Consider the following 24,609-nt stretch of genomic DNA (forward strand, 5'->3'; position numbering starts at 1 on the left):
ATGTTTAAGACACTTGTAGGCGCTTTTAAAAATAAAGACATAAGAAAAAAGATATTATACACATTAGCAATTTTAGTTGTTGTAAGAATAGGAAGTCTTCTTCCGATTCCTGGTGTAGATACTGATTACTTTAGTAGCTTACTTAGTGGAATTAATACCGGTGATTTGGATTATCTTAGTGCATTTACAGGAGGTTCATTCGAAAGAATGTCCCTCTTTGCACTTAGCATTACACCATATATCACATCTTCGATCATAATGCAGTTACTTACAATTGCAATTCCAAAATTGGAAGAAATGCAAAAAGAGGGCGAGGACGGTAGAAAGAAGATTGCAGCTATAACAAGATACGTAACAATCGGTTTATCACTTATTGAAAGTATCGCAATGGCAGTTGGATTTGGTAGATCAGGTTTAATTGCTGGATATGAAGGATTTAGTACACTTCATTACGTTGTAGCAATCATTGTTGTAGTTATTGCACTTACAGCAGGTTCAGCAGCACTTATGTGGTTAGGTGAGAGAATTACTGAAAACGGTGTAGGAAATGGTATTTCAATCGTATTATTAATTAATATTATCTCAGGAATGCCAAGTGATTTCGCTACATTATTCAGCTCTTACGTAGCAACACAGACACCAGCAAAGGGTGTTTTAGCAGCAGCTGTTATCTTAGCTATTGTTGTAATAATGGTAATTTTAGTAGTTATCCTTCAGGATGGCGAAAGAAGAATTCCTGTTCAATATTCACAGAAGGTTGCAGGAAGAAAGCAGGTTGGCGGACAGTCAACTAATATCCCATTAAAGGTTAATACTGCAGGTGTTATGCCAGTTATTTTCGCATCATCACTTATGCAGTTCCCTGTAATTGTTGCTCAGTTATTTGGTAAGTCATATGAGTGGACAAGATATTTAAGCTCATCTTACTGGTGCAGAGTAAGTTACCCTAAGTATTCAGTTGGATTAATTCTTTATGTAGTATTGCTTATTATATTTGCATACTTCTATACATCAATTACATTCAACCCAATACAGGTAGCGGATAACTTAAAGAAAGCTGGTGGAGTAGTTCCAGGTATCACACCAGGAAAATCTACTAGTGATTATCTTAATAAGATACTTAATTATATCGTATTCGTTGGTGCAGTAGGTTTACTTATTGTAGCTCTTATACCAATCGCTTGTACTGGATTCTTCAATGCAAGTATTTCATTTGGTGGAACATCAGTCATCATTATTGTTGGTGTTGTTCTTGAGACATTAAAGCAGATCGAAGCACAGATGGTTAATCGTTATTACAAAGGATTTTTATCTGAGTAATTGATTAAAAGATATATAATGGGCTTACCTGGGAGAAATCCTAGGTAAGTCTGTATTTGTGTTAAAGAGAAAATGTAGTAAATGACAATTAAAATAGAAATCTAACCGCAATTTATGCGATTTCATATAGAACTAGTTATATTGAATGGAGGATTTATCAATGAAGATTATTATGTTAGGTGCACCAGGTGCAGGAAAAGGAACACAGGCTAAGAGAATTGCAGCAAAGTATTCAATTCCACACATTTCAACAGGAGATATTTTTAGAGCAAATATCAAGAATAACACAGAATTAGGTCAGAAGGCTAAGACATATATGGACAAGGGCGAACTTGTACCAGATGAATTAGTAGTAGATTTAATTATGGATAGATTCAAGCAGCCAGATGCAGCTAATGGATATGTATTAGATGGATTCCCAAGAACAATTCCACAGGCAGAAGCTCTCGATAAGGCATTGGCAGCTAATGGAGAATCAGTAGATTTCGCTATTAACGTTGAAGTACCAGATGAGAACATCATTAAGAGAATGGGCGGAAGAAGAGCATGTGTAGGTTGTGGAGCAACATACCATATCGAATTTAACGCACCAAAGGTTGAAGGCGTATGTGATACATGTGGAGAAAAGTTAATCCTTAGAGATGATGATAAGCCAGAAACAGTAAAGAATAGATTATCTGTATATCATGATCAGACACAGCCACTTATTGAATACTATAATAAGAAGAACGTATTACGTGAAGTAGACGGAACAATGGCTATGGATGATGTATTTAATGCTATCGTAGAGATTCTTGCTTAATCACTACAAGGAGAAATAGATATGTCAGTATCAATTAAAAGCCCTCGAGAAATCGAGTTAATGAGAGAAGCAGGAAAAATACTTGGAAAAGTATATAAAGAAATTGCAAATGAGATAAAGCCGGGAGTTTCAACATATACAATCGACAAGATTGGTGAAGAAATCATAAGAAGCTATGGATGTATTCCAGAAGAAAAAGGCTACGAAGGTTATCCAGCTTCATTTTGTGTTTCTGTAAACGATCAAGTAGTACATGGAATTCCTAGCAAGAATAAAATATTGCGTGATGGAGACATAGTTTCACTAGATACAGTCCTATCATACAAAGGATATATGGCAGATGCAGCAAGAACTTATGGCGTAGGTGAAGTTTCAAAAGAAGCTCAACAATTAATGGATGTTACTAAACAAAGCTTTTTTGAAGGAATAAAATTTGCTAAAGAAGGATGTCGTCTACACGAGATATCTAATGCAATAGCGGATTATAACGAATCTTTTGGTTATGGAGTATTAAGAGATTTATGCGGACATGGTATTGGAACATCAATGCATGAAGATCCACAGATTCCTAACTTTAGACAAGAACATCGTGGTATTCGTTTACATGAAGGTATGACACTTGCAATCGAACCAATGGTAACAGCGGGCGATTGGAGAGTTAACTTCCTAGATGATGGATGGACAGTAGAAACAAGAGACCATTCGTTATCAGCTCACTATGAGAATACCGTTCTCGTAACAAAGGACGGACCGGAAATTTTAACATTAGAAAATTAAGGTGAATATAATGATTAATGAGCTAAAAGGTTTAATGGCAAAGTCACTAGTAGGCCACGATAAAGATAAGATATATATTGTAATCGGTGAAGATTCACAATATGTCTACTTATCAGATGGCTATTTGAAAATGTGTGACAAGCCGAAAAAAAAGAAGAAGAAACATGTGCAGATAATAAAGAATGAAAATTCATTATTATATAGAAAGATTCAAGAAAATCAGAAAATTTCTGATGAAGAAATCAAACTAGAAATAAAGCAGTATATTAGTAAAAGAAATTAGGAGGATTTATGTCAAAGGCTGATGTAATTGAAATCGAAGGAACAGTAGTAGAAAAGTTACCTAATGCATTTTTTAAAGTAGAGTTAGAAAATGGACACCAGATCTTAGCTACAATTAGTGGTAAGCTAAGAATGAACTATATTAGAATTCTTCCAGGTGATAAAGTAACAATTGAAATGTCACCATATGATTTAACAAAGGGAAGAATTATTTGGCGTGATAAATAATCTACTTAATATTTAAGTGGAATATTTTATAATTTGTTGTTGCAATTATATTTTTATTTGTGATATAATTGTTCACGAACTTGTCTGAAAGGAGGCTTTTGCAGTGAAGGTTAGATCATCAGTTAAACCAATTTGTGAAAAATGCAAAGTCATTAAGAGAAAGGGCAGCATCAGAATTATCTGTGAAAACCCTAAGCACAAGCAGAGACAGGGTTAATTTCCTGTTAAGAAGTTTAGCTTCTTAGGTTCTGCATATGGGTAGCAAAGTCATTATTGCTATCAATGTAAATTCATCAAGTATTAAGCAAAGTACTATAAGTACGACTTGATGATTATTAATTTGCGGCTGCAGTAATTATTGAATGAAGATAATTACTATTTGATATAGTTATTATAAGGCAACGCACACATTTCAGGCCATGCATAGATAGGAAACTTATCGAAGCAAGGAGCTGCGTATGTGTATAATAATAAGTTTCGAAATAACACATTAATTAGTTAATTAACGGAGGTTACGTAATATGGCTCGTATTTCAGGTGTGGATTTACCAAGAGAAAAACGAATCGAAATCGGACTTACTTATGTTTATGGTATTGGACGTGTAAGATCAAATAAGATCCTTGCTGAAGCTGGTGTTAATCCTGACACTCGTGTTAAGGACTTAACAGACGAAGAAGTAGCAAAGATTGCTAAGGTTATTGATGCTGATTCAGAGCATTTAGTAGAAGGTGACTTAAGAAGAGAAGTTGCCATGAATATCAAGAGATTAAAGGAAATTGGTTGCTATAGAGGAATCCGTCATAGAAAGGGTCTTCCAGTTAGAGGTCAGAAGACTAAGACTAACGCAAGAACTTGCAAGGGTCCAAAGAAGACAGTAGCAAACAAGAAGAAGTAATTTAAATAAAAATTAAACGTTTTAAACTCAATAGGAGGATATAGTCATGGCTCAGAAAGCTACAAAGAAAGTGACAAAGAAGCGTGTTAAGAAGAATGTCGAAAGAGGACAGGCACATATTCAGTCATCTTTTAATAATACAATTGTTACATTAACAGATGCAGAAGGTAATGTATTATCTTGGGCATCTGCAGGTGGTCTTGGATTCAGAGGATCTAAGAAGTCTACTCCATATGCTGCTCAGATGGCAGCTGAAACAGCTACAAAGGCTGCTTTAATTCACGGATTAAAGTCTGTAGACGTTATGGTAAAGGGACCAGGTTCAGGTAGAGAAGCTGCTATTAGAGCACTTTCAGCTTGCGGTCTAGAAGTTACAAGTATCAAGGATGTTACACCAGTTCCACATAATGGTTGTCGTCCACCAAAGCGTAGAAGAGTTTAATTTAGGGAGGTAGTATACAATGGCAGTTAATAGAACACCAGTGCTTAAGAGATGCAGATCCCTTGATTTGGATCCTGTATATTTAGGAATAGATAAGAAGTCTAGAAGAAAGGCTAAGAATGCTGGAAGAAAGATTAGCGAATATGGTTTACAGCTTCGTGAAAAGCAGAAGGCTAAGTTCATCTACGGCGTATTAGAAAAGCCTTTTAGAAATTATTATAAGAAAGCTGAGAAGCAGAAGGGTATGACAGGTGAAAACCTTATGATCATGCTTGAACTCAGACTTGATAATGTTGTTTATAGATTAGGTCTTGCTAGAACACGTAAGGAAGCTAGACAGATCGTTGATCATAAGCACGTATTAGTTAACGGTAAGTGCGTTAACATTCCTTCATACTTAGTAAAGGCTGGAGACGTAATCGAAATCAGAGAAAAGTCTAAGTCTTCTGCAAGATATAAGGAAGTACTCGAAGCTACAAACGGTAGATTAGTACCAGAGTGGTTAGAGGCAGATCAGGAAGCTCTTAAGGGTCAGGTTAAGTCTCTTCCAACAAGAGAAGTAATCGATGTTCCTGTAAACGAGATGCTTATCGTCGAGTTATATTCTAAGTAAGATGCGTAATTCAAAGCCAGGCAGTTGTATGGAAAGTATATTTAAAACTTTCCATACCTGCTGGCTTTTATGCGACTTTATATGTTATAATAATTCAAGATATAATTTTTTGAATCTTTTAACAAGGTATAATCGCGCTACAAAGCTGTATGCTTAATTGCCTAGCTTTGATAAACGCAATATATACAACTTAAATACCCAATAAGGAGGGGCAATAATGGTTGATGCAGATTTCAATTTCAAAATGCCAAAAATTGAGATGACTGAAGAGTCACAAGATGGAAAGTTTGGAAGATTTGTAGTTGAACCACTTGAAAGAGGTTATGGTTTAACACTTGGTAATTCTTTAAGAAGAATTATGCTTTCATCTTTAGTTGGTACAGCAGTAAGCAGCATTAAGATCGATGGTGTGCTTCATGAGTTTAGTTCAATTCCTGGCGTTAAGGAAGATGTTACTGAGATCGTAATGAATATTAAGCAGTTATCAATTAAGAATAACGGCAACTCGGTTGAACCTAAGGAAGCTCATATTGATTTTAAGGGCGAAGGCGTAGTTAAGGCATCTGATATCCAGGTTGATCCTGATATCGAAATTATTAATCCTGATTTAGTAATTGCACATCTTAATGGAGCTGATGCAAAGCTCTCTATGGAACTTACAATTACTAATGGTCGTGGTTATGTTAGTTCAGAAAAGAACAAGAGAGATGATGCTGCAGCAGGCGTAATCGCTATTGATTCTATTTATACACCAGTTGAGAGAGTTAACATGTCTGTTCAGAACACTCGTGTTGGTCAGGATACAGACTTTGATAAGTTAACACTTGACATTTTCACTAACGGAACTATAGCTCCAGACGAGGCTTTAAGCCTTGCAGCTAAGGTTCTTTCAGAACATCTTAAAGGATTTATTAACCTTTCAGAGAATGCAGTTAAGGCTGAGATCATGGTTGAACCACAGGAAGACGAGTCTTCTAAGGTTCTTTCAATGAGCATCGAAGACCTTGAATTATCAGTTCGTTCTTCTAATTGTCTTAGAAGAGCTGGTATCAATACAGTTGAAGAATTATGTAATAAGACTTCAGATGATATGATGAAGGTTAGAAATCTTGGTAAGAAGTCATTAGACGAAGTATTACTTAAGCTTAAGGAATTAAACTTACATCTTAAGCCAAGTGATGATTAATTTTGATTAGTACATTTATGTATTAATATATCGCCAATTGCAGTAAGACCTAATGCGCGTGCGAGAGGTGGAACAGTGGTTTTCCCACTGCGCAACTAATAATTTGTAGTAGAAACATTGGTGCTATAAGACCTATGCGCGTGTGCTGATGTTACAAATGGAGGATTTTAAAATGGCAAAGTACAGAAAGCTCGGCAGAACATCTAGCCAGAGAAAGGCATTATTAAGAAACCAGGTTACAGCACTTATCGAGAACGGTAAGATCGTAACAACAGAGGCTAGAGCTAAGGAAGTTAGCAAGATTGCTGAACACCTTATCACATTAGCTGTTAAGGAAAAGGATAACTTCGAAACTGTTACAGTTCAGGCTAAGGTAGCTAAGAAGGACGCTAACGGTAAGAGAGTTAAGGAAGTTGTAGACGGTAAGAAGGTTACAGTTTACGAAACAGTTGATAAGGAAATCAAGAAGGATATGCCTTCAAGACTTCATGCTAGAAAGCAGATGGACAAGGTTCTTTACACAGTAACAGAAGTTCCTACAGCTGTAGCTGGTAAGAAGAAGAACACAAAGAAGGTTGATCTTACTAATAAGCTTTTTGATGAAATCGCACCTAAGTATGCTGACCGTAAGGGTGGCTACACAAGAATCGTAAAGATCGGTTTAAGAAAGGGCGATGCAGCTATGGAAGTTATTCTTGAATTAGTTTAATTTAAGAACCATAGTATGATATAGCTAACAAGCGGATATGTTTTACATATCCGCTTTTTTATATTTCTAAAATTTTTATAGCCTTATTGAATAGAAATGATAAATCATATAAAATGTGATAAACTAAAAGAGATTGTAGTTAATGAGGAAATTAGTTACACATTAATTAGAAACGAGGAAAATAATTTGAATATAGTTAAGGCAGAAAACCTAACATTTGAATATATAAGACGTGACGAAGAAGGCAACGTTGAAAGCATTAATAAAGCTATCGATAACGTAAATATAGATATAAAAGAAGGGGATTTTGTTGCGGTTTTAGGACATAATGGTTCCGGCAAGTCTACATTTGCAAAACACCTAAATGCACTAGTAAGTCCAACAGAAGGAAGCGTTTGGGTAGACAGAATGAATACCCTAGAACATGAGAACACCCTAAGAATTCGTCAGACTGCAGGAATGGTATTCCAAAATCCAGATAACCAGATCATCTGCACACTAGTAGATGAAGAAGTAGGCTTTGGCCCAGAGAATATCGGCGTTCCAGAAGATGAAATCTGGGAACGTGTGGAAAAAAGCTTAAAAGCAGTAGGCATGTATGACTTCAGATTAGCTAATCCAACTAAGCTCTCAGGTGGACAAAAGCAGAGAGTTGCAATTGCAGGAATTGTAGCAATGAAGCCAAAGTGTATAGTCCTTGACGAGCCAACAGCTATGCTTGATCCAAACGGACGAAAAGAAGTAATAGAAGTTCTACACGAACTCAATAAAAAGGAAAATGTAACAATAATCCTAATTACACATTACATGGAAGAAGTAATCGACGCCGATGAAGTCTATGTAATGAATGAAGGCAAACTTGTGATGCAAGGAAAACCAAGAGATATATTTTCACAGGTAGAAAAATTAAAAGAACTACGATTAGACGTGCCGCAGGTTACCGAGTTAGCCCACGAATTGCGCAAAGAAGGTCTCGATATCAAAGAAGGCATTCTAACAACTAAAGAGCTAATAACTGAGCTAGAAAGAATTAGAGGACTTAAAAATGTCAATAATAGTAGATAAGATAAATTATATATATGAGGCCGGCACAAGCTTTGAACGACATGCCCTAAAAGACGTAAGCTGCGTAATTGAAAAAGGCGAATTTATTGGCCTAATCGGACACACAGGGTCAGGAAAGTCAACCTTTATACAGCATCTAAACGGACTAAATAAGGCAACATCAGGTCACATTTATTATGATGGGCAAGATATTTATGAAAAAGGCTACAATATGAAAGAGCTAAGAAGCAAGGTAGGACTAGTATTCCAGTACCCAGAGCACCAGCTCTTTGAAAGCACTATCTTTAAAGATGTATGCTTCGGCCCTAAAAATCAAGGCCTATCAAAGCAAGAATGCGAACTAAGAGCCTTTGAAAGCTTGAAGCTAGTAGGACTAGATGAAAAATTTTACTACAATTCACCATTTGATTTATCCGGTGGACAAAAAAGAAGAGTAGCAATCGCAGGCGTCTTAGCCATGAAACCAGAAGTACTAATACTCGATGAACCAACAGCGGGCCTAGATCCAAAAGGCCGCGACGAAATATTTTCAGTATTAGAAAATCTACGAAAGACAGGCATCACAATCATTCTCGTGTCCCACAGCATGGAAGATGTAGCCACACACGTAGACCGAATCATGGTAATGAACGACGGAATACTTAAATATGACGACACACCTAAGAATGTATTTAGACATCATAAAGAATTAGAAGAAATTGGCCTAGCAGCACCAAAAGTAACATATATTATGAACGATTTGAAAAATGCAGGATTTGACGTAGACACAGACGCCATCACTATAGAAGAGGCCAAGAAAAGCATATTGGAGATATTATGATAAGAGACATAACAATAGGACAATACTATCAAACAAATTCGGTGATACATAGCCTAGATCCAAGAGTAAAACTCATGGGGACACTTATTTTTATCATATCCCTGTTCCTCGGCATGAACATTCTCGTGTACATCGTGGCAACCCTAGCCCTAGCAGGCCTAATAATCGCCTCAAAAGTACCCTTTAAGTTCATCGTAAGAGGCCTAAAGGCAATCCTAATTTTGATACTAATAAGCGCGGCATTTAACCTATTTTTAACACCAGGAACCGTAATTTTTAAAGTGTGGAAAATTACCATCACAGACAGAGGCCTAAAAACCGCCATCTTTATGGTAATCAGACTAGTATATTTAATCATGGGCTCATCCCTAATGACCCTAACTACTACACCAAACAACCTAACAGACGGACTAGAAAAAGGATTATCATTTTTAAAATATATCAAAGTCCCAGTACACGAAATCGCCATGATGATGTCCATCGCACTAAGATTCATCCCAATCCTAATCGATGAAACCGACAAAATCATGCGCGCGCAGCAAGCAAGAGGCGCCGACTTTGAAACAGGAAACTTCATAAAGCGAGCAAAAGCCATGGTGCCAATCTTAGTACCACTATTCATCTCCGCCTTTAGACGAGCAGACGACCTAGCAATGGCCATGGAAGCAAGATGCTATCACGGGTCTAATGGCAGAACCAAGATGAAACCATTAAAATATAGCAAAAACGACTATTTAGCCTACCTAATACTCATCCTATACTTAGGAATCTGTATTAGCCTGAATATCATATTTTAAGAGGTAATAATGAAAAGAATAAAGCTTACAGTAAGCTACGACGGAACCAACTACAGCGGCTGGCAGATACAGCCAAACGCTCCAACAATCGAGGCAGAACTAGACAAAGCCATAGCAAGTCTTACTGGTGAAAATGTACACGTAATCGGAGCAAGTAGAACCGATGCGGGAGTGCATGGCAAAGGAAATGTAGCAGTATTTGACACAGGTTCCACAATACCAGCAGACAGATTTAGCTATGCCCTCAATAGATATTTGCCAGAAGATATACAGATACAAAAATCAGAAGAAGTAGATAAAGACTTTCATCCAAGACACTGTGACACAAAAAAGACCTACGAATACAAGATCTCAAATACAGAATTTTATCTACCACAAGAAAGAAGATATAGCTGGCACGTACAGGCAAAGCTAGATTTAGAAAAAATGCAAGAAGCCGCAAACTACCTAATAGGAGAACACGATTTTAAAAGTTTTGCAAGCGTGCATACACAGGCAGAAACAACCATTAGAACCATTTACTCAATAGAACTAATAGCCAAAGATAAAAAAGAAGGCAAAGACTATCAAGGCGAGATAATAATAAGAGTAAAAGGAAATGGTTTTCTATATAATATGGTAAGAATAATAGCAGGAACACTAGTAGGAGTTGGCAAAGGCCGATTTGAGCCACAATATGTCAAAGAAATGCTAGAAGCCCTTGATAGAACCAAAGCAGGGGAAACTGCTCCGCCACAAGGCTTAACCCTAGTAGAAATCCAGTATTAGGGCTTAAAAAAGTGGAACTTAATAATCTAAACTAAAGAGAAAAAATCATTGACACCATAAGCGCGGTGATATATAATTCTTAAATGTGGCGTGTAATACGCTGACATTAATTATGATTATGAATACTTAGCCAATGCCCCGGAGAAGTATTTGATAATAATTATGAAACATTAAAGTGCATTAAAGCAATTTAGGAGGAAACCATGAGTAACAAGACATTTATGGCTAGTGCATCTAATATCGAAAGAAAATGGTATGTTGTAGATGCTGCAGATTATACATTAGGTCGTTTATCATCACAGGTTGCTGCTGTACTTAGAGGTAAGAATAAGCCTGAGTACACACCATTCCTTGACTGTGGTGACAACGTAATCGTTATCAACGCTTCTAAGGTAAAGACAACTGGTAAGAAGTTAGATCAGAAGATTTATTACAATCACTCAGACTACGTAGGTGGTATGAAGGAAACAACACTTAAGGAAATGATGGCTAAGAAGCCTGAAAGAGTTATTGAATTAGCTGTTAAGGGAATGCTTCCAAAGGGACCTTTAGGACGTCAGATGTACACAAAGCTTCACGTATATGCAGGCCCAGAACATGAGCAGGCAGCACAGAAGCCAGAAGTATTAAAGTTTTAATAGGCATAATATAAGGAGGAAATAACAGTGGCAAAGAAAGCTAATGGAAAGTTCTACGGAACAGGTAGAAGAAAAAGCAGTATTGCTAGAGTATATTTAGTACCTGGTACAGGTAATATTACAATAAATAAGAGATCACTTGATGAATATTTTGGTCTTGAGACACTTAAGGTTGTTGTAAAGCAGCCATTAGTTCTCACAGAAACAACAGAGAAGTACGATGTAATCGTTAACGTTCATGGCGGTGGAACAACAGGTCAGGCTGGCGCTATCAGACATGGTATTTCAAGAGCACTTCTTCAGGTAGATTCAGACGAATTCCGTCCATCACTTAAGAAGGCTGGTTTCTTAACAAGAGATCCACGTATGAAGGAAAGAAAGAAGTACGGCTTAAAGGCAGCTCGTCGTGCTCCACAGTTCTCAAAGAGATAATATTATTAGATTTATTACCAATATTATTGATAAGATTAACAGACAATGGCGTCCACACATTAGCTGTGGACGCTGTTTTGCTATAAAGAATAAATTTTAAATAAAATTTTAAAATTAACAACCTTTGATGTAGAGAAGGATGGAAAATGATGATCAAAGTTCTAAAACCTATGGAACAGAGATAAGAATCCTAAACTTTTAAAGGTTAGGGGTTGTATAAAAATGAAAAAAAGGGATTATATGCAAAGATGCAAAGCATCCTTGCATAGTTTTACATCAAAGCACTTTAACCGATTAAAGCGTTAAATGCATGAAACAAAAAACACATTTGACTATTTTTAAACAAAATTACAAAACAACACATTTACTTGCACATTCACAAATTAATATCTATGGCTAAATTAATGAGTAAATAACCAATGTTATTTTGAAATTGATTTTTAAATAGTGAATGGCGTGCTATAGCTTTTGGTCCAACTCGTGGATTTTTAGAATAGCACAATAAAAAAATCGGAAAGGCAGTTGTTAATTATGAATTCAAAGACATTACTGTACATTTTAAAGAGACTGCTATTAGCAGTAGTAACTGTATGGGTAGTAATCACAGTTACATTTTTCGTAATGCATGCTGTACCAGGTGGCCCATTCCAGGGAGAGAAGTCCATGACAGAAGCAGCTCAAGCAGCACTTGAGGCTAAGTATGGATTAGACAAGCCACTTGCAACTCAGTATGTAACTTATCTAAAGGACGTTGTTACAAAGTTCGATTTCGGTCCTTCTTTAAAGCAGAAGGGTAGAGAAGTTGTTGATATCATTGCAGATGGCTTAAAGACATCAGCAAGATTAGGACTTGAAGCAGCATTCATCGCACTTATTATTGGCGTTGTATTAGGATCAGTGGCAGCGCTTAAAAGAAATAGTATATTTGATAGAATCATCATGGTAATTACTACGGCATTTGTATCTATGCCATCATTTATCATGGGTACATTACTCCTAACTATTTTCTCAATTAAGTTAGGATTATTCCCAGCTAATGGTGCAGCAACAAACGGCCTTGTTTTACCAGTCGTGACATTATCACTTTATCCAATGGCTTATATTACAAGACTTACTAGATCATCAATGCTTGACGTATTAGGTCAGGACTATATTAGAACAGCAAGAGCTAAGGGTGTATCAGGCGTTAAGATTATTTTCGGACACGCATTAAAGAATTCCCTTATTCCTGTAATTACTTACTTTGGACCAATGCTTGCAGGTATTGTAACAGGTTCCCTAGTAGTAGAACAGATCTTTGCAGTTCCTGGTATCGGTAGAGCATTCGTAAGCTCAATCACTAACAGAGATTATACAATGATTATGGGTACAACAATTGTACTTGCAACATTAATCGTTATTATGAACTTAGTAAGTGATATCTTATACAAGATCGTAGATCCAAGAATTAACTTAGATTAATTAGTAAGTTATTTTTTATAAAATTGGAATAAGGAGTGAAATTATGTCGAAGAACCCATTTAACAATCAGATTGACATGGAAAACTACATGGCAGACGATTTCGAAACAGCGACAGAAGACGAGAAGTCTTATATCGTTCAGATGAGACCAGCTTCAACATTCTTTAAAGATGGTGTAAAGAGACTCTTAAAGAATAAAGTCGCAACAGTCTGTTTTTTTATAATAGTAATAATAACATTAGCAGCAATTTTCTTACCAATGGTATGGCCATATTCATATGATACAATGCTTGGTAACACACCAGGACAGGCAGTAGATTCATCATATAATAACCTAAAGCCATTTGAATACGGAAAGACAGAATTAGCAAGAATTGACGCAGGCGAAAAGATTTTCCCACACATCTTTGGTACAGATTCTCAGGGTAGAGATTACTTCATCAGAGTTGTATACGGAACAAGAATCTCACTTGCAGTAGGTTTCTTCGCAAGTATTATCGTATTAATCATTGGTTTAACAATTGGCTCAATTTCAGGATATTTTGGTGGAAAGCTAGATATGATTATCATGCGAATAGTTGATATCATCTACTCTCTTCCAGATACACTTATGGTAATTTTATTATCATCAGTATTAAAAGTAACATTATCTACAGCATTAGAAGGAACACCGCTTGAAAAGCTCGGTTCCAACATGATAAGTTTATTTATCGTTTTCGGTTTACTTTATTGGGTATCAATGGCCAGATTAATTAGAGGTCAGATTTTATCTCTTAGAGAGCAAGAATACGTACTAGCATCTAAGGCTGCAGGCGCTAAGGGTAAGTGGGTAATCCTAAAGCATTTATTACCTAACTGCATCAGCTTAGTAATTATCTCAACAGCCCTTCAGATTCCAAGTGCTATCTTTACAGAGAGTTACCTTTCATTCTTAGGACTCGGTGTAAATGCACCTATGCCATCGCTAGGTTCACTTGCATCAGATGCCTTAAATGGTATTTCATCATATGCATATAGAATGGTTATTCCAGCAGTGGTTATTTCCTTAATCGTTCTATCATTAAACCTCTTTGGTGATGGTTTAAGAGATGCATTTGATCCAAAGTTAAATAAGTAAATAGGAGGCGTTTTGAGATGAGTTTATTAGAAGTAAAAGATTTACATACATCATTTTTTACAGACGCCGGTGAAGTTAAGGCAGTAAACGGAGTATCATTTAACCTTGACGAAGGCAAAGTACTTGGTATCGTAGGTGAATCAGGTTCCGGAAAGTCTGTAACAGCATATTCAATTATGCAGATTTTAGCAGGTGCAGGAAAGATTGTATCTGGATCAATAAAGTTTAGAGGACAAGAACTAGTTAATTCTGGTGAGTCTGTAATGAAGACAATTAGAGGTAATAAGATCTCAATCATCTTCCAGGATCCAATGACAAGCTTGAATCCAACATACACAATTGGAAAGCAGCTTATGGAAGCAATCCTTCTTCATACTGACCGTAATAAAGAACAGGCAAGAGAAAGAGCAATCGAAATGCTTACTCTTGTAAATGTAAACGAGCCAGAGAAGAGAATGAAGCAGTATCCACATGAATTCTCAGGTGGTATGAGACAGAGAGTAATGATCGCTATGGCACTTGCTTGCGAACCAGATATTCTTATTGCCGATGAACCAACAACAGCCCTTGATGTTACAATTCAGGCACAGATCCTTGAATTAATGCAGAACATCCAGAAGAAGTTAGGCATGGCAATCATCATGATTACTCACGACTTAGGTGTTGTAGCACAGATGTGTGACGAAGTAATCGTAATGTATGCAGGTTCAATATGTGAACAGGGAACAGCAGATGCAATCTTCTATAACCCATGTCACGAATACACTAAAGGTTTAATTCGTTCAATCCCAACTGATGCAAACTCAGGAGAAAGATTAAAGCCAATTTCAGGAACACCAATCGACCTTCTTAATATGCCAAAGGGATGCGCATTTGCACCTAGATGTGAACAGGCATTAAAGATTTGTCTACGTGAAAAATGTCAGAGAATGCAGATTGATGCTGACCATCAGGCTGCATGCTGGATGAACGTTAAGAAATTAAAGGAAGGCGGTGCTGTTAATGAGTAATGATAATGCAAAGACACTCGTTGAGGTAAAGCACCTTAAAGAGTACTTCAATATAAATGTTGGCGCATTTAAGACAAAGCCTCTAAAGGCTGTAGATGATGTATCATTTACTATTAAAGAAGGTGAAACACTCGGTTTAGTAGGTGAATCAGGATGTGGTAAGACAACAGTCGGACGTACAATCCTAAACCTTTATAAGCCAACATCCGGAGAAATCTGGTTTGACGGAAAAGAAATTAAGACAAAGAAAGATATAAAGGAATTCAGAAAAGATGCCACAATGGTATTCCAGGATCCATATTCTTCTCTTAACCCAAGAATGACAGTATCAGATATCATTGCTGAGCCACTAGACATTCACAAGATGTATAAGACAAAGCAGGAAAGACAAGATAGAATTCTTGAGTTAATGAGCTATGTAGGCTTAAACAGTGAGCACGCATCAAGATATGCCCATGAATTCTCAGGTGGTCAGAGACAGCGTATCGGTATTGCAAGATCCCTAGCTGTAGATCCTAAGTTCATCGTATGTGATGAGCCTGTATCAGCCCTCGATGTATCAATCCAGGCACAGGTAATCAATATGTTTGAAGAATTACAGGATAAGTTAAATCTTACATACCTCTTCATCGCTCACGACCTCTTAGTCGTAAGACATATAAGTGATAGAATTGCCGTAATGTATCTAGGAAAGATGGTAGAATTAGCAGACGCTGATGAAATCTATAAGAGACCATTACACCCATATTCAAAGTCACTCATGAGTGCGGTTCCAATTCCAGATCCAAAGATTGCAAGAGAGAATCAGCGAATCGTATTATCAGGCGACATCCCAAGTCCACTAAATGCACCATCAGGTTGTCCATTTAGAACAAGATGTTCACATGCCACAGCAGCTTGTGCTGAAAGCATGCCAGAGTTTAAGGAAGTATCAAAAGGACATTTCGTAGCTTGTCATAGAGTTGGCGAAATTAACTAATAATAATACATAGTCTTGTTGTGTTAGCGAAAGCTAGCATAACAAGATTATGAAAATGCATAAAACCTATATGCAAAAACTAACAATCAAGACAAAAACCGATATGTCAGATTGTTATGAAAATGTATCACAACCGCAAATTTGACACATTTTCAAAAAGCACACAAAAGATATTAGAATCATAAATATTGAAGATAGAAATATTATTTTTGATATACAATTAAAAAGATGATATAATATCATTAATTTTAAAAAAAGTTTGGGGAAACTTATCAATTAGGTCATACAATTCATAGTTGATTAATCTGCTGTAGACTATGGATTTTTATGATACACACATTTACAACCTTAAGGAGGAAAAGATTTATGAAGAAGAGACTTATGTCACTTATGCTTGTAGTCGGCTTAGTAGCAACAACAGTACTTTCTGGTTGCTCAGGCGCAAGCAAGAGTTCCGTAACAAACAAAGATGAAATCAATGTTTGCCTCGGTTCAGAACCACAGACACTTGATCCAGCACTTAACTCTGCTGTAGATAGTGGTACAGTATTAGCACACCTTTTCTCAGGTCTTGCAAAATGGGAGCAGGACGATTCAGGAAAGGCAGTTCTTGTAGCTGATGCAGCTGAAGAATTAGTAGACGGCGTTGAGAACGCTGATGGTACAGTAACTTACACATACACATTAAAAGATGGCTTAACATGGTCTGATGGTGTTGCTGTAACAGCTAAGGATTTTGAATTTGCTTGGAACAGAGCAGCTTCAGTAGCACTTGCTGCTGATTATGGTTACATGTTCGATGTAATCGACGGTTACGATGAAGTTTGGGCAGACGATGCAACAGGAAGTGAAAAGCTTAATGTTAAGGCTACTGATGATAAGACATTAGTAGTAACACTTTCAAATGCAGTTCCTTACTGGAACGAATTACTTGCTTTCCCTTGCTACTACCCAGTAAGAGAAGATGTTGTAGCTAACGAAAGTTGGGCAACAGATCCTAGCACATATGTAAGTAATGGTGCTTACACATTAACAGGTTGGAACCACAACTCACTCATCACAGTTACAAAGAATGATAACTATATTGATGCAAGCGAAGTTACAATGAAGACAATCAACTTCTATTTATCAGATGATGCTAACAACCAGTTAACAAACTTCCAGAACGGAAGCTGGCAGTTAATCGATGACGTTCCAACAAACGAAATCGAAAACTTAAAGAAAAACTATGCTGATGAATTCGTAGTTGCAGGTCAGCTTGGTACATACTATGTATGCTGGAACATTAACGAAGAGTTACTTCCATCAACAAGCACATTAACAGGAACAGAGAAGACAGAAGCAGAAGCTGAAATCAGAAATGCATTCTCACTCTTACTCGATAGAAACTACATTGTAGAAGGTATCGCTCAGGGCGGCCAGGTTCCTGCTTCATCATTCGTAGCTATGGGTATCACAGAAGCTGATGGTTCTGAATTCTATCAGAACGCAGGTGATTCAGATTCATACGATGGTTACTTTGATACATCATCAGATGCATATGCAGATAACTGCGCAGCAGCTGTTGAAACATTAAAGAAGTACTACACATACGACGAGTCAACAAAGAAGTTCACTGACGTACCAACACTTACATACCTTTACAATACATCAGAAGGTCATAAGGCAATTGGTGAATACGTTCAGAGTACACTCGCTAACTACGGTGTAAACATTCAGCTTGAAAACCAGGAATGGGCAACATTCTTAACAACACGTAAGTCAGGTGATTACTCAATCGCTCGTAACGGTTGGTTAGCTGATTACAACGACCCAATCACATTCCTTGATATGTGGACAACAGCATCAGGTAACAATGATATTCAGTATGGTAAGGGCGACAATGCAGATGTTCATGCATATTCAATAGACCTTACATCATACGGTTATGACTTAAATGTAACAAATGGTACATGGGCAGAAACTTATGACAAGCTCATCTCAATCATCAAGTCTTGTACAGATGATACAGTTCGTTATGAATTAATGCACAAGGCAGAAGATATGTTAATGTCTACAGGATGTATTACACCATTATACTTCTACACAGATCTATACATGGTAAATGACCAGGTAGAAGGCTTCTTCTCAACACCACTTGGCTTCAAGTACTTTATGTACGTAACATACGCAGATTAATTTAATATTTAAGCCAATAAATAAAAAAGGCCTAGCTAGTGTAAACTAGCTAGGTTTTTTCTTATTATGAAAATGTATTTAGCCCCTATAAACAACCTTACCATTACAAATAGTAAAGAATACCTTGCCCGGCAATTCCCAGCCTATAAAAGGCGAATTAGAAGCTTTAGATGCAAATTCCTCCTCCTTAACAGTCCAAAGAGCATCCTCGCCAAAGATAACAATATCAGCAATCGCCCCATCACTAATAGAAGCAGGAGTCATACGATAGAACTTGTAAGGATTTGTACTCATAAGCTCAATAAGCTTCATCATAGAAATCTCACCAGTCTTAACCAAAGACTTCACACCAAGAGAAAGACTAGTCTCAAGACCAGTGATACCACTAGGCGCCTTAGCAAGCTCTCTTGCCTTCTCCTCCTTAGAATGAGGAGCATGATCAGTAACAATCATATCAATAGTGCCATCCTTAAGACCCTCAATAATTCTACGTCTGTCCTCCTCAGTACGAAGTGGAGGATTCATACGAGCATTAGTGCCATATTTAAGCACAGCCTCTTCAGTCAAAGTAAAATGATGAGGAGTAGCCTCTGCGTGAACATCAGCTCCCATTTTCTTAAAAGCACGAACAATATCCACAGAATTACCAGAACTAATATGCTGAATGCAGACACTAGCTCCAGTATCAAGAGCAAGCACGCAGTCACGAGCCACCATAATATCCTCGGCAGTTCTAGAAGCCCCACCGTAGTTAAGCTTTTTTGAAACCTCACCCATATTTACACCAGGATGCTTAATAAAGAAAGGATCTTCCTCGTGAAGAGAAACCGGTAAATCAAGCTCGTAAGCCTTCTTTAAAGCCTCATAAAGCACCTTCTCATCCATAAGTGGAAGACCATCATCAGTAAAACCACAAGCTCCGTTTTTAGCCAGTAAGTCCATATCCACTAGCTCCTTGCCCATCATGCCGCAAGTAACATTAGCAGTTTGTAAAATGTGTATATCAGTATTCTCACCCTTCTTAATACAATAATCAAGAGTTTCTAAATTATCCACACTAGGCTTAGTATTAGCCATAAGGATAACAGTTGTAAAACCGCCCCTTGCAGCTGCCTTAGCCCCAGACTCGATATCCTCCTTATAAGTAAAACCAGGATCTCTAAAATGTACATGAGCATCACAAAGACCCGGAGCCACCACAAGGCCAGTGGCATCGATGACCTCAAGCCCAGCGCTAGCCCCACAGGCCTCGCTATTCTCATAGGCACTTCCGGCTGCACCATCAGCGCTAGCCCCGTCATTTTCACAAGCCCCGTAAACTCCAGCCTTTACATCCTCTTCATTGATTTCCTTAGCCACCTTCACAATTTTCTTGCCCTCAACTAAGACATCCATCACTTCATCAGTATTTGTAACAGGGTCCACGACCCTACCATTTTTAATTAAAATCATAATAACATCCTCCTGTTAAAGAAATAATACCATAAGCCACTGAATAAAGGTATAAAAATAATGATAAATAAAGCTCAAAAAAGCTCAAAAAAGCTCAACTAAACAAGGAAAATCTCCGCCGTTATATATTTGTAAAAAATATAAATCAATGGTATAATATATACACTATGAATCGTGAATATACAAAGTGATAGGGGCAGATTATGAACAGTGAGGATATGAGAACGTTTGTATTGGACAACTTCGATGATGCCTTAAAGCAGGGGAAACTAAAGCTATATTATCAGCCGATAATTAGGGCACTCACAGGAGAAATATGTGCAATGGAAGGTCTAGCTCGTTGGCAAGATGACGAACTAGGACTAATTTCACCCGCCAATTTCATTCCAGTACTAGAAGAGGAAGGACTAATTTATAAGCTAGATAGCTATTTGATTAGGCAAATGTGTATCGAATATGATAAAGCATATAAAAACGGAGAGATATTGTTGCCAGTATCTCTTAATTTCTCGCGCAAAGATTTCGAAATGACAGACATTTTCAAGGTTCTCGAAGAAAATACCAAAGAATTTAAAGTCCCTAGAGACATGATAAATATAGAAATCACAGAATCCACAGCCGGAAGAAGTAAGGAATTTATTCAAAATAAGATAAAGAGACTCAGAAGCGAAGGCTATGAAGTTTGGATGGATGACTTTGGAAGCGAGTACTCATCCCTAAATGTTTTAAAAGACTTCGACTTAGATTTAGTTAAGATTGACCTGCGCTTCCTTGAGCTAAACACAGTAAAGGCAAAGCAAATCGTCCGCTTCATGATAGATATGCTAAAAACCATAGGTGTAAAAACCCTAGCAGAAGGTGTAGAAACTAAGGAACAGTACGATTTCCTAAGAGAAATAGGCTGCGATAAAATTCAAGGCTTCTATATTGGAAAACCAATGCCAGGGGTAGATGTAAAAGACTATTTGCGCCTACGTGGTTTTAAATGTGAAGAGCACATAAATCTAAAGTATTATGATGATATTGCTAGGTTAAACATTTTAAGCCAGACCCCAGCCCATGACTTTATTAATGCTAAGAAGGGAAAAGTAGAAGCCACAGATAACATAGAATCCCTTGCAATTATTGAAGTAGATGACGGAGCCCTAGCTTTTAAATACTACAATAAAAAATATCTTGAAGAGCTACAAAGCGTAGGAATTAGTAGTGTTTACGAGCTTGAAGGCATTTTATCAAACGATAATAACCTACTTAGAAAAAAGATAAAATTCATGCTAAATACAGTTGAGGAAGGCAACGAAGAATGTGTGGTAGACCACATTTTCAGAGATAATTTCTGTATCATTCGAATCTGTAAAATCGCCGAGGAGAATAAAAGACGAAGCTATGCCACTAAATTTATTAACGTCAGCAACAACAAAGACATGCTTCGCCTCTACAATAGAAGTATCGACATTAGCGCCATTTACAATGCCTTTTCAAATGTGGACATTATAGATATTGAAAAAAAGAGAATCAAGAATATTTACACGAATATTCAAAATATTGAGCGAAGTGATGATGCTGATTGCAGCAAGGATATACTTCTCTTTATGAATAAACACGTATATCCTATGGATAGAGAGCAATTTCTTGAATTTTATGATGTAAGCACCATGTATGAAAGACTTATAAAAACCCCAAACAACAAGCTAGAAATATACTATAGAATTAAGGATATTGAAGGAGAGTACAAGTGGTGCAAGGGCGTGCTGATGCTTGCTAGCACCAATAACAAGAAGCGCGTCATTTCCTGCCTTTACATAATCGAGAGAAACGACCTTCTTAATGTGCCTTTGGAGAAAATGCTACACGGCCTTGAAATCAAGAATGAGACCTTTACAGATGCCAACCTATGGCAGAATTTCATTTCAAACACAGATATTGGCATGTTCTGGAAGGACAAGGATAGACGCTTTGTAGGCGTTAACAGAGCCTTTCTTGATTACTATGGCTTTAAGTCTCAAGATAATGTCATAGGAAAAAATGATGAGGACATGGGCTGGCACATTGACCCAGAGAAATTTAAAAACGACGAAGAAGACATTTTAAAGCAAGGCATCCAAACCCATTCAGTTACAGGAACCTGCCTTAATAATGGCTCCATTAGAAATATTAAAGCAAGTAAAATGCCATATTATAAAGATGGTAAAATCGAAGGCTTAATTGGCTATTTCATTGAAGTAGGAGACAGGGCAAAAAGCCTAGGAGACCAGGATTATAGAGACGATATAACCATCGCCTTAAATATGAAGGGCCTCCTTGATAGCGCCCAACAGTTTGTAGATAGCTATATTATGCATCATTACGACTTTAATATTTTCTATATAGATATTGTGGACTTTAGACATTTTATTAATAGTAATGGCCACAAATTATCCATTAGAGTACTTGAAGAAGTAGCGCTAAAGATAAAGGAAAAGATAGGCACCACAGGGGTTTTAGCCCGTATCGGAGGAGATCATTTTATCATTCTAAAAACTGTAGTTAACGAAGAAGAAGACCAAAAATTAATAGAGGAAATCCGAGAAGAAATCTATAATATAAGAAGAATAGATAACGTGCCATCCACAATTTATCTAAATATCGACGTAGATAAATTTTCAAATATGAAGAACCTAGACAACTTCATAGTTAACATTATCAGAAAGTCCGTAAGGGCTGATGAAGGGTAAATTGCTCTAAACTTTTACAAGCTGTTTTTAGCAGTATCAAAACTAGCGTGGAAAAGTTGGACCCTCCTAAGGGCAACTTATCTATAGATTAATGCCGTCATGCAAGTGTATGTGTATGGCGGCATTTTTATTTTTCCTAAACTATTTAATAATTAGTTAAATTTTGATAAAATACATTGGATGTGAATAAATAATGGAGTATAATTCAATTATTTGGAGGGAGTTACAATATGATAAAAAAATTTAAGTCCGCAATGAAAAGAATATTTAAATCAAAAGCCAATTTACTAGCAGTTGGAGTTACAATGCTAGTTTTATTAGTTGCCCTTGGGGCCACTTATGCCGTGCCTTACGCGGTGGAGAAGGCGCTTTATAGAAAAGAGAATCTAGCAACTAATGAAGTTCTAGATAAGACTTATCAGGAAAAAGAAGCAAAGCATCTTGAAGGTCTAGAAAGACTAGATAGAAACACTAGTAGAGGCTCTAATAGAAGAAAGAATATAGATTTAAAGAAGTGTCAAGAAGAAAGACAGAAGGCAAACGCTCAGTCAAGTACAACTAGTGCTAACGCTTTCTTTTGTGACTATGAAACAAGCAATAACGAAATCATTACTAATGTTGATGAAAATGAAGCACTAGCTAACGGCTATCAGCCAATCCGCACAGTTAAAGAGCTAGTAGAAGCAAGCAGTCATACAGATGGCAAGTACATCCTTTTAGCTGACCTTGATATGTCAGAAGTTGATTGGCAGCCTTGGGATTTTGCAGGAACTTTTGAAGGAAATGGACATGTAATCTACAACCTAAAGGTAACTAGCCTATCAAGCACAACAACCCTTACTTACGATGGAAACTATAAGACTTATGATACTTATAGCGCAGGCTTTTTTGGAAAGCTCTCAGGAAGCGTTTCTAATTTAGGACTTATTGGGGCAAATGTAACAATAAAGTCAGAAAATTATGCCATGCTTGGAATTCTTGCTGGTATCACAGAAAATGCCAAAATCGATAACTGCGAAATCTATGGTTATGTAGAACTTGAAACAAGCGCTGTAATGAACGGTGTTGGCGGTTTAGTTGGCTACGGCAATGGTAGTGCTAATAATTGTAGAATAAATGTGACATTAGTTTCAGTTGATACAGACAAGGAAGTTAAGGATGAAAACTTCCTAGGTGGCGTCCTTAGCGCAGGCTACCTTGATATTGATAACTGCACTGTAATAATTGATGGTTATGATTCAGACCATGGCTATGTTCACAGCGGTGGCTTAGTGGGAATGTATATTCTCTATCCACTAAAGACAGTCTATGAAGGCAGCATTACAGGAAATACAATTACAGGAACAATTACATTTTTTGAAGACAATACAGATAGAAGAGCCTACTGTAAAGGCCTTATTGGTGAAGTCATGAACTGGACCTTTGCAGCAGCTACAAACTACTATCAGGACTTTGTAAGAAATGAAATCTTTGAATACGATACTAATCTTTATCCAGAAGGAGACAGAAGCACAGCCGTAAAGACGGAAGAAATCATTGAGCCAAGCCCAATAAGCGTTGGCTATACAAAGGTGACATACACAGCTACAGGTTATAGCTTTAACACAGATTACACTCTTTGCGAGGTAAATGTAGAAGATTGGGAGATTTTAGTTGAGGCAACTAAAGACCATTCCGGCATTAAGAAGGGAATAGATACGGTAAATCAAAGAAACGTGTACATAGATTATGAATACGAAGAAGAAGTAATAGAAGAGGCATCTACAGACGTTAAGGATACTAGTGCAACAGTAGTAGACTCCATAAAGAGCCATAAAGAAATAATTCCAGTTGTGGTTGCAGTAGTTGCAGTAATTCTATTATTAGTATTAAGATTTAGCGTATTTTCAACTAAGAAAACTAACAAATAATAGTCATAGGAAT

25 protein-coding genes are annotated in these 24,609 nt (G+C 37.0%); 24 read left to right on the forward strand and 1 reads right to left on the reverse strand.

The window, feature by feature from the left end; translation table 11 throughout:
* From secY to QVA17_RS05185, 22 genes are all read left to right on the forward strand, one after another.
* Positions 1-1,320 carry a preprotein translocase subunit SecY gene (gene secY, locus QVA17_RS05080; protein ID WP_027430832.1) on the forward strand — a complete coding sequence of 440 codons (1,320 nt, stop codon included), beginning with the start codon at positions 1-3 and terminating at the stop codon, positions 1,318-1,320.
* A 160-nt stretch (positions 1,321-1,480) separates the two neighbouring features.
* Positions 1,481-2,122, forward strand: a complete 642-nt coding sequence (locus QVA17_RS05085; protein WP_027430831.1) for an adenylate kinase — start codon at positions 1,481-1,483, stop codon at positions 2,120-2,122.
* A 21-nt stretch (positions 2,123-2,143) separates the two neighbouring features.
* A complete protein-coding gene (gene map / locus QVA17_RS05090) occupies positions 2,144-2,899 on the forward strand; it encodes a type I methionyl aminopeptidase (RefSeq protein WP_027430830.1) in 756 nt (251 codons plus the stop codon).
* 10 nt (positions 2,900-2,909) lie between these two features.
* Positions 2,910-3,182, forward strand: coding sequence for a hypothetical protein (locus QVA17_RS05095; protein ID WP_287386886.1), 273 nt, complete (start codon positions 2,910-2,912; stop codon positions 3,180-3,182).
* 8 nt (positions 3,183-3,190) lie between these two features.
* Positions 3,191-3,409 carry a translation initiation factor IF-1 gene (gene infA / locus QVA17_RS05100; protein ID WP_027430828.1) on the forward strand — a complete coding sequence of 73 codons (219 nt, stop codon included), beginning with the start codon at positions 3,191-3,193 and terminating at the stop codon, positions 3,407-3,409.
* Positions 3,410-3,512: 103 nt separating this feature from the next.
* On the forward strand, positions 3,513-3,626 hold the full coding sequence (gene rpmJ, locus QVA17_RS05105) for a 50S ribosomal protein L36 (RefSeq protein ID WP_003022746.1): 114 nt from the start codon (positions 3,513-3,515) through the stop codon (positions 3,624-3,626).
* A gap of 304 nt (positions 3,627-3,930) precedes the next feature.
* Positions 3,931-4,305, forward strand: a complete 375-nt coding sequence (gene rpsM / locus QVA17_RS05110; protein ID WP_027430827.1) for a 30S ribosomal protein S13 — start codon at positions 3,931-3,933, stop codon at positions 4,303-4,305.
* A 46-nt stretch (positions 4,306-4,351) separates the two neighbouring features.
* Positions 4,352-4,747, forward strand: a complete 396-nt coding sequence (rpsK, locus tag QVA17_RS05115) for a 30S ribosomal protein S11 (RefSeq protein ID WP_027430826.1) — start codon at positions 4,352-4,354, stop codon at positions 4,745-4,747.
* Positions 4,748-4,766: 19 nt separating this feature from the next.
* A complete protein-coding gene (gene rpsD / locus QVA17_RS05120) occupies positions 4,767-5,360 on the forward strand; it encodes a 30S ribosomal protein S4 (protein WP_027430825.1) in 594 nt (197 codons plus the stop codon).
* A 217-nt stretch (positions 5,361-5,577) separates the two neighbouring features.
* Complete coding sequence (locus tag QVA17_RS05125; RefSeq protein ID WP_027430824.1) at positions 5,578-6,546, forward strand: DNA-directed RNA polymerase subunit alpha; 969 nt, start codon at positions 5,578-5,580, stop codon at positions 6,544-6,546.
* A gap of 172 nt (positions 6,547-6,718) precedes the next feature.
* The gene (locus QVA17_RS05130) at positions 6,719-7,255 is read left to right on the forward strand and encodes a bL17 family ribosomal protein (RefSeq protein WP_027430823.1); all 537 of its coding nucleotides are present in this window, start codon (positions 6,719-6,721) and stop codon (positions 7,253-7,255) included.
* Between the two features lie 186 nt (positions 7,256-7,441).
* On the forward strand, positions 7,442-8,320 hold the full coding sequence (locus QVA17_RS05135; RefSeq protein WP_027430822.1) for an energy-coupling factor transporter ATPase: 879 nt from the start codon (positions 7,442-7,444) through the stop codon (positions 8,318-8,320).
* Entirely contained in the window at positions 8,301-9,140 is an 840-nt protein-coding gene (locus QVA17_RS05140; protein ID WP_027430821.1) for an energy-coupling factor transporter ATPase, read from the forward strand. Before QVA17_RS05135 ends, QVA17_RS05140 begins: the two co-directional genes overlap by 20 nt.
* Positions 9,137-9,937: an energy-coupling factor transporter transmembrane component T family protein gene (locus tag QVA17_RS05145; RefSeq protein WP_287386892.1), complete on the forward strand. Its 801-nt coding sequence runs from the start codon at positions 9,137-9,139 to the stop codon at positions 9,935-9,937. Before QVA17_RS05140 ends, QVA17_RS05145 begins: the two co-directional genes overlap by 4 nt.
* A gap of 9 nt (positions 9,938-9,946) precedes the next feature.
* Entirely contained in the window at positions 9,947-10,705 is a 759-nt protein-coding gene (gene truA, locus QVA17_RS05150) for a tRNA pseudouridine(38-40) synthase TruA (RefSeq protein WP_103952367.1), read from the forward strand.
* A 203-nt stretch (positions 10,706-10,908) separates the two neighbouring features.
* Complete coding sequence (gene rplM, locus QVA17_RS05155; RefSeq protein ID WP_027430818.1) at positions 10,909-11,343, forward strand: 50S ribosomal protein L13; 435 nt, start codon at positions 10,909-10,911, stop codon at positions 11,341-11,343.
* 27 nt (positions 11,344-11,370) lie between these two features.
* Positions 11,371-11,775, forward strand: a complete 405-nt coding sequence (gene rpsI, locus QVA17_RS05160; protein WP_027430817.1) for a 30S ribosomal protein S9 — start codon at positions 11,371-11,373, stop codon at positions 11,773-11,775.
* A gap of 531 nt (positions 11,776-12,306) precedes the next feature.
* Positions 12,307-13,236 (forward strand): ABC transporter permease, encoded by a 930-nt coding sequence (locus QVA17_RS05165; RefSeq protein ID WP_103952368.1) that lies wholly within the window; start codon positions 12,307-12,309, stop codon positions 13,234-13,236.
* Between the two features lie 43 nt (positions 13,237-13,279).
* The gene (locus QVA17_RS05170; protein WP_287386894.1) at positions 13,280-14,353 is read left to right on the forward strand and encodes an ABC transporter permease; all 1,074 of its coding nucleotides are present in this window, start codon (positions 13,280-13,282) and stop codon (positions 14,351-14,353) included.
* A 17-nt stretch (positions 14,354-14,370) separates the two neighbouring features.
* A complete protein-coding gene (locus QVA17_RS05175; RefSeq protein WP_074521605.1) occupies positions 14,371-15,363 on the forward strand; it encodes an ABC transporter ATP-binding protein in 993 nt (330 codons plus the stop codon).
* Positions 15,356-16,342, forward strand: a complete 987-nt coding sequence (locus QVA17_RS05180) for an ABC transporter ATP-binding protein (RefSeq protein WP_287386897.1) — start codon at positions 15,356-15,358, stop codon at positions 16,340-16,342. Before QVA17_RS05175 ends, QVA17_RS05180 begins: the two co-directional genes overlap by 8 nt.
* A gap of 366 nt (positions 16,343-16,708) precedes the next feature.
* Positions 16,709-18,520 carry a peptide ABC transporter substrate-binding protein gene (locus QVA17_RS05185; protein WP_287386898.1) on the forward strand — a complete coding sequence of 604 codons (1,812 nt, stop codon included), beginning with the start codon at positions 16,709-16,711 and terminating at the stop codon, positions 18,518-18,520.
* 78 nt (positions 18,521-18,598) lie between these two features.
* Here the strand turns inward: QVA17_RS05185 and QVA17_RS05190 are convergent, their stop codons facing one another.
* Positions 18,599-19,972: a dihydroorotase gene (locus QVA17_RS05190; RefSeq protein ID WP_287386899.1), complete on the reverse strand. Its 1,374-nt coding sequence runs from the start codon at positions 19,970-19,972 to the stop codon at positions 18,599-18,601.
* A gap of 203 nt (positions 19,973-20,175) precedes the next feature.
* Here QVA17_RS05190 and QVA17_RS05195 point away from each other — a divergent pair, with 203 nt between their 5' ends.
* Complete coding sequence (locus QVA17_RS05195) at positions 20,176-22,686, forward strand: bifunctional diguanylate cyclase/phosphodiesterase (RefSeq protein WP_287386901.1); 2,511 nt, start codon at positions 20,176-20,178, stop codon at positions 22,684-22,686.
* Between the two features lie 230 nt (positions 22,687-22,916).
* A complete protein-coding gene (locus tag QVA17_RS05200; RefSeq protein ID WP_287386902.1) occupies positions 22,917-24,596 on the forward strand; it encodes a hypothetical protein in 1,680 nt (559 codons plus the stop codon).
* Positions 24,597-24,609: the final 13 nt, after the last annotated feature.

Origin of the sequence: Lachnospira sp. (assembly GCF_016290755.1) — a bacterium.
Lineage (GTDB): Bacteria > Bacillota > Clostridia > Lachnospirales > Lachnospiraceae > Lachnospira > Lachnospira multipara.

Coding starts and splice junctions, on each gene's coding strand:
- rplM (WP_027430818.1), top strand. CDS start 10,909: ATGAGTAACAAGACATTTATGGCTAGTGCATCTAATATCGAAAGAAAA.
- QVA17_RS05165 (WP_103952368.1), top strand. CDS start 12,307: ATGAATTCAAAGACATTACTGTACATTTTAAAGAGACTGCTATTAGCA.
- QVA17_RS05185 (WP_287386898.1), top strand. CDS start 16,709: ATGAAGAAGAGACTTATGTCACTTATGCTTGTAGTCGGCTTAGTAGCA.
- QVA17_RS05195 (WP_287386901.1), top strand. CDS start 20,176: ATGAACAGTGAGGATATGAGAACGTTTGTATTGGACAACTTCGATGAT.
- map (WP_027430830.1), top strand. CDS start 2,144: ATGTCAGTATCAATTAAAAGCCCTCGAGAAATCGAGTTAATGAGAGAA.
- secY (WP_027430832.1), top strand. CDS start 1: ATGTTTAAGACACTTGTAGGCGCTTTTAAAAATAAAGACATAAGAAAA.
- QVA17_RS05175 (WP_074521605.1), top strand. CDS start 14,371: ATGAGTTTATTAGAAGTAAAAGATTTACATACATCATTTTTTACAGAC.
- QVA17_RS05140 (WP_027430821.1), top strand. CDS start 8,301: ATGTCAATAATAGTAGATAAGATAAATTATATATATGAGGCCGGCACA.
- QVA17_RS05130 (WP_027430823.1), top strand. CDS start 6,719: ATGGCAAAGTACAGAAAGCTCGGCAGAACATCTAGCCAGAGAAAGGCA.
- infA (WP_027430828.1), top strand. CDS start 3,191: ATGTCAAAGGCTGATGTAATTGAAATCGAAGGAACAGTAGTAGAAAAG.
- rpsM (WP_027430827.1), top strand. CDS start 3,931: ATGGCTCGTATTTCAGGTGTGGATTTACCAAGAGAAAAACGAATCGAA.
- QVA17_RS05085 (WP_027430831.1), top strand. CDS start 1,481: ATGAAGATTATTATGTTAGGTGCACCAGGTGCAGGAAAAGGAACACAG.
- rpsD (WP_027430825.1), top strand. CDS start 4,767: ATGGCAGTTAATAGAACACCAGTGCTTAAGAGATGCAGATCCCTTGAT.
- truA (WP_103952367.1), top strand. CDS start 9,947: ATGAAAAGAATAAAGCTTACAGTAAGCTACGACGGAACCAACTACAGC.
- QVA17_RS05180 (WP_287386897.1), top strand. CDS start 15,356: ATGAGTAATGATAATGCAAAGACACTCGTTGAGGTAAAGCACCTTAAA.
- QVA17_RS05170 (WP_287386894.1), top strand. CDS start 13,280: ATGTCGAAGAACCCATTTAACAATCAGATTGACATGGAAAACTACATG.
- QVA17_RS05125 (WP_027430824.1), top strand. CDS start 5,578: ATGGTTGATGCAGATTTCAATTTCAAAATGCCAAAAATTGAGATGACT.
- QVA17_RS05145 (WP_287386892.1), top strand. CDS start 9,137: ATGATAAGAGACATAACAATAGGACAATACTATCAAACAAATTCGGTG.
- QVA17_RS05190 (WP_287386899.1), bottom strand. CDS start 19,972: ATGATTTTAATTAAAAATGGTAGGGTCGTGGACCCTGTTACAAATACT.
- QVA17_RS05095 (WP_287386886.1), top strand. CDS start 2,910: ATGATTAATGAGCTAAAAGGTTTAATGGCAAAGTCACTAGTAGGCCAC.
- QVA17_RS05200 (WP_287386902.1), top strand. CDS start 22,917: ATGATAAAAAAATTTAAGTCCGCAATGAAAAGAATATTTAAATCAAAA.
- rpsK (WP_027430826.1), top strand. CDS start 4,352: ATGGCTCAGAAAGCTACAAAGAAAGTGACAAAGAAGCGTGTTAAGAAG.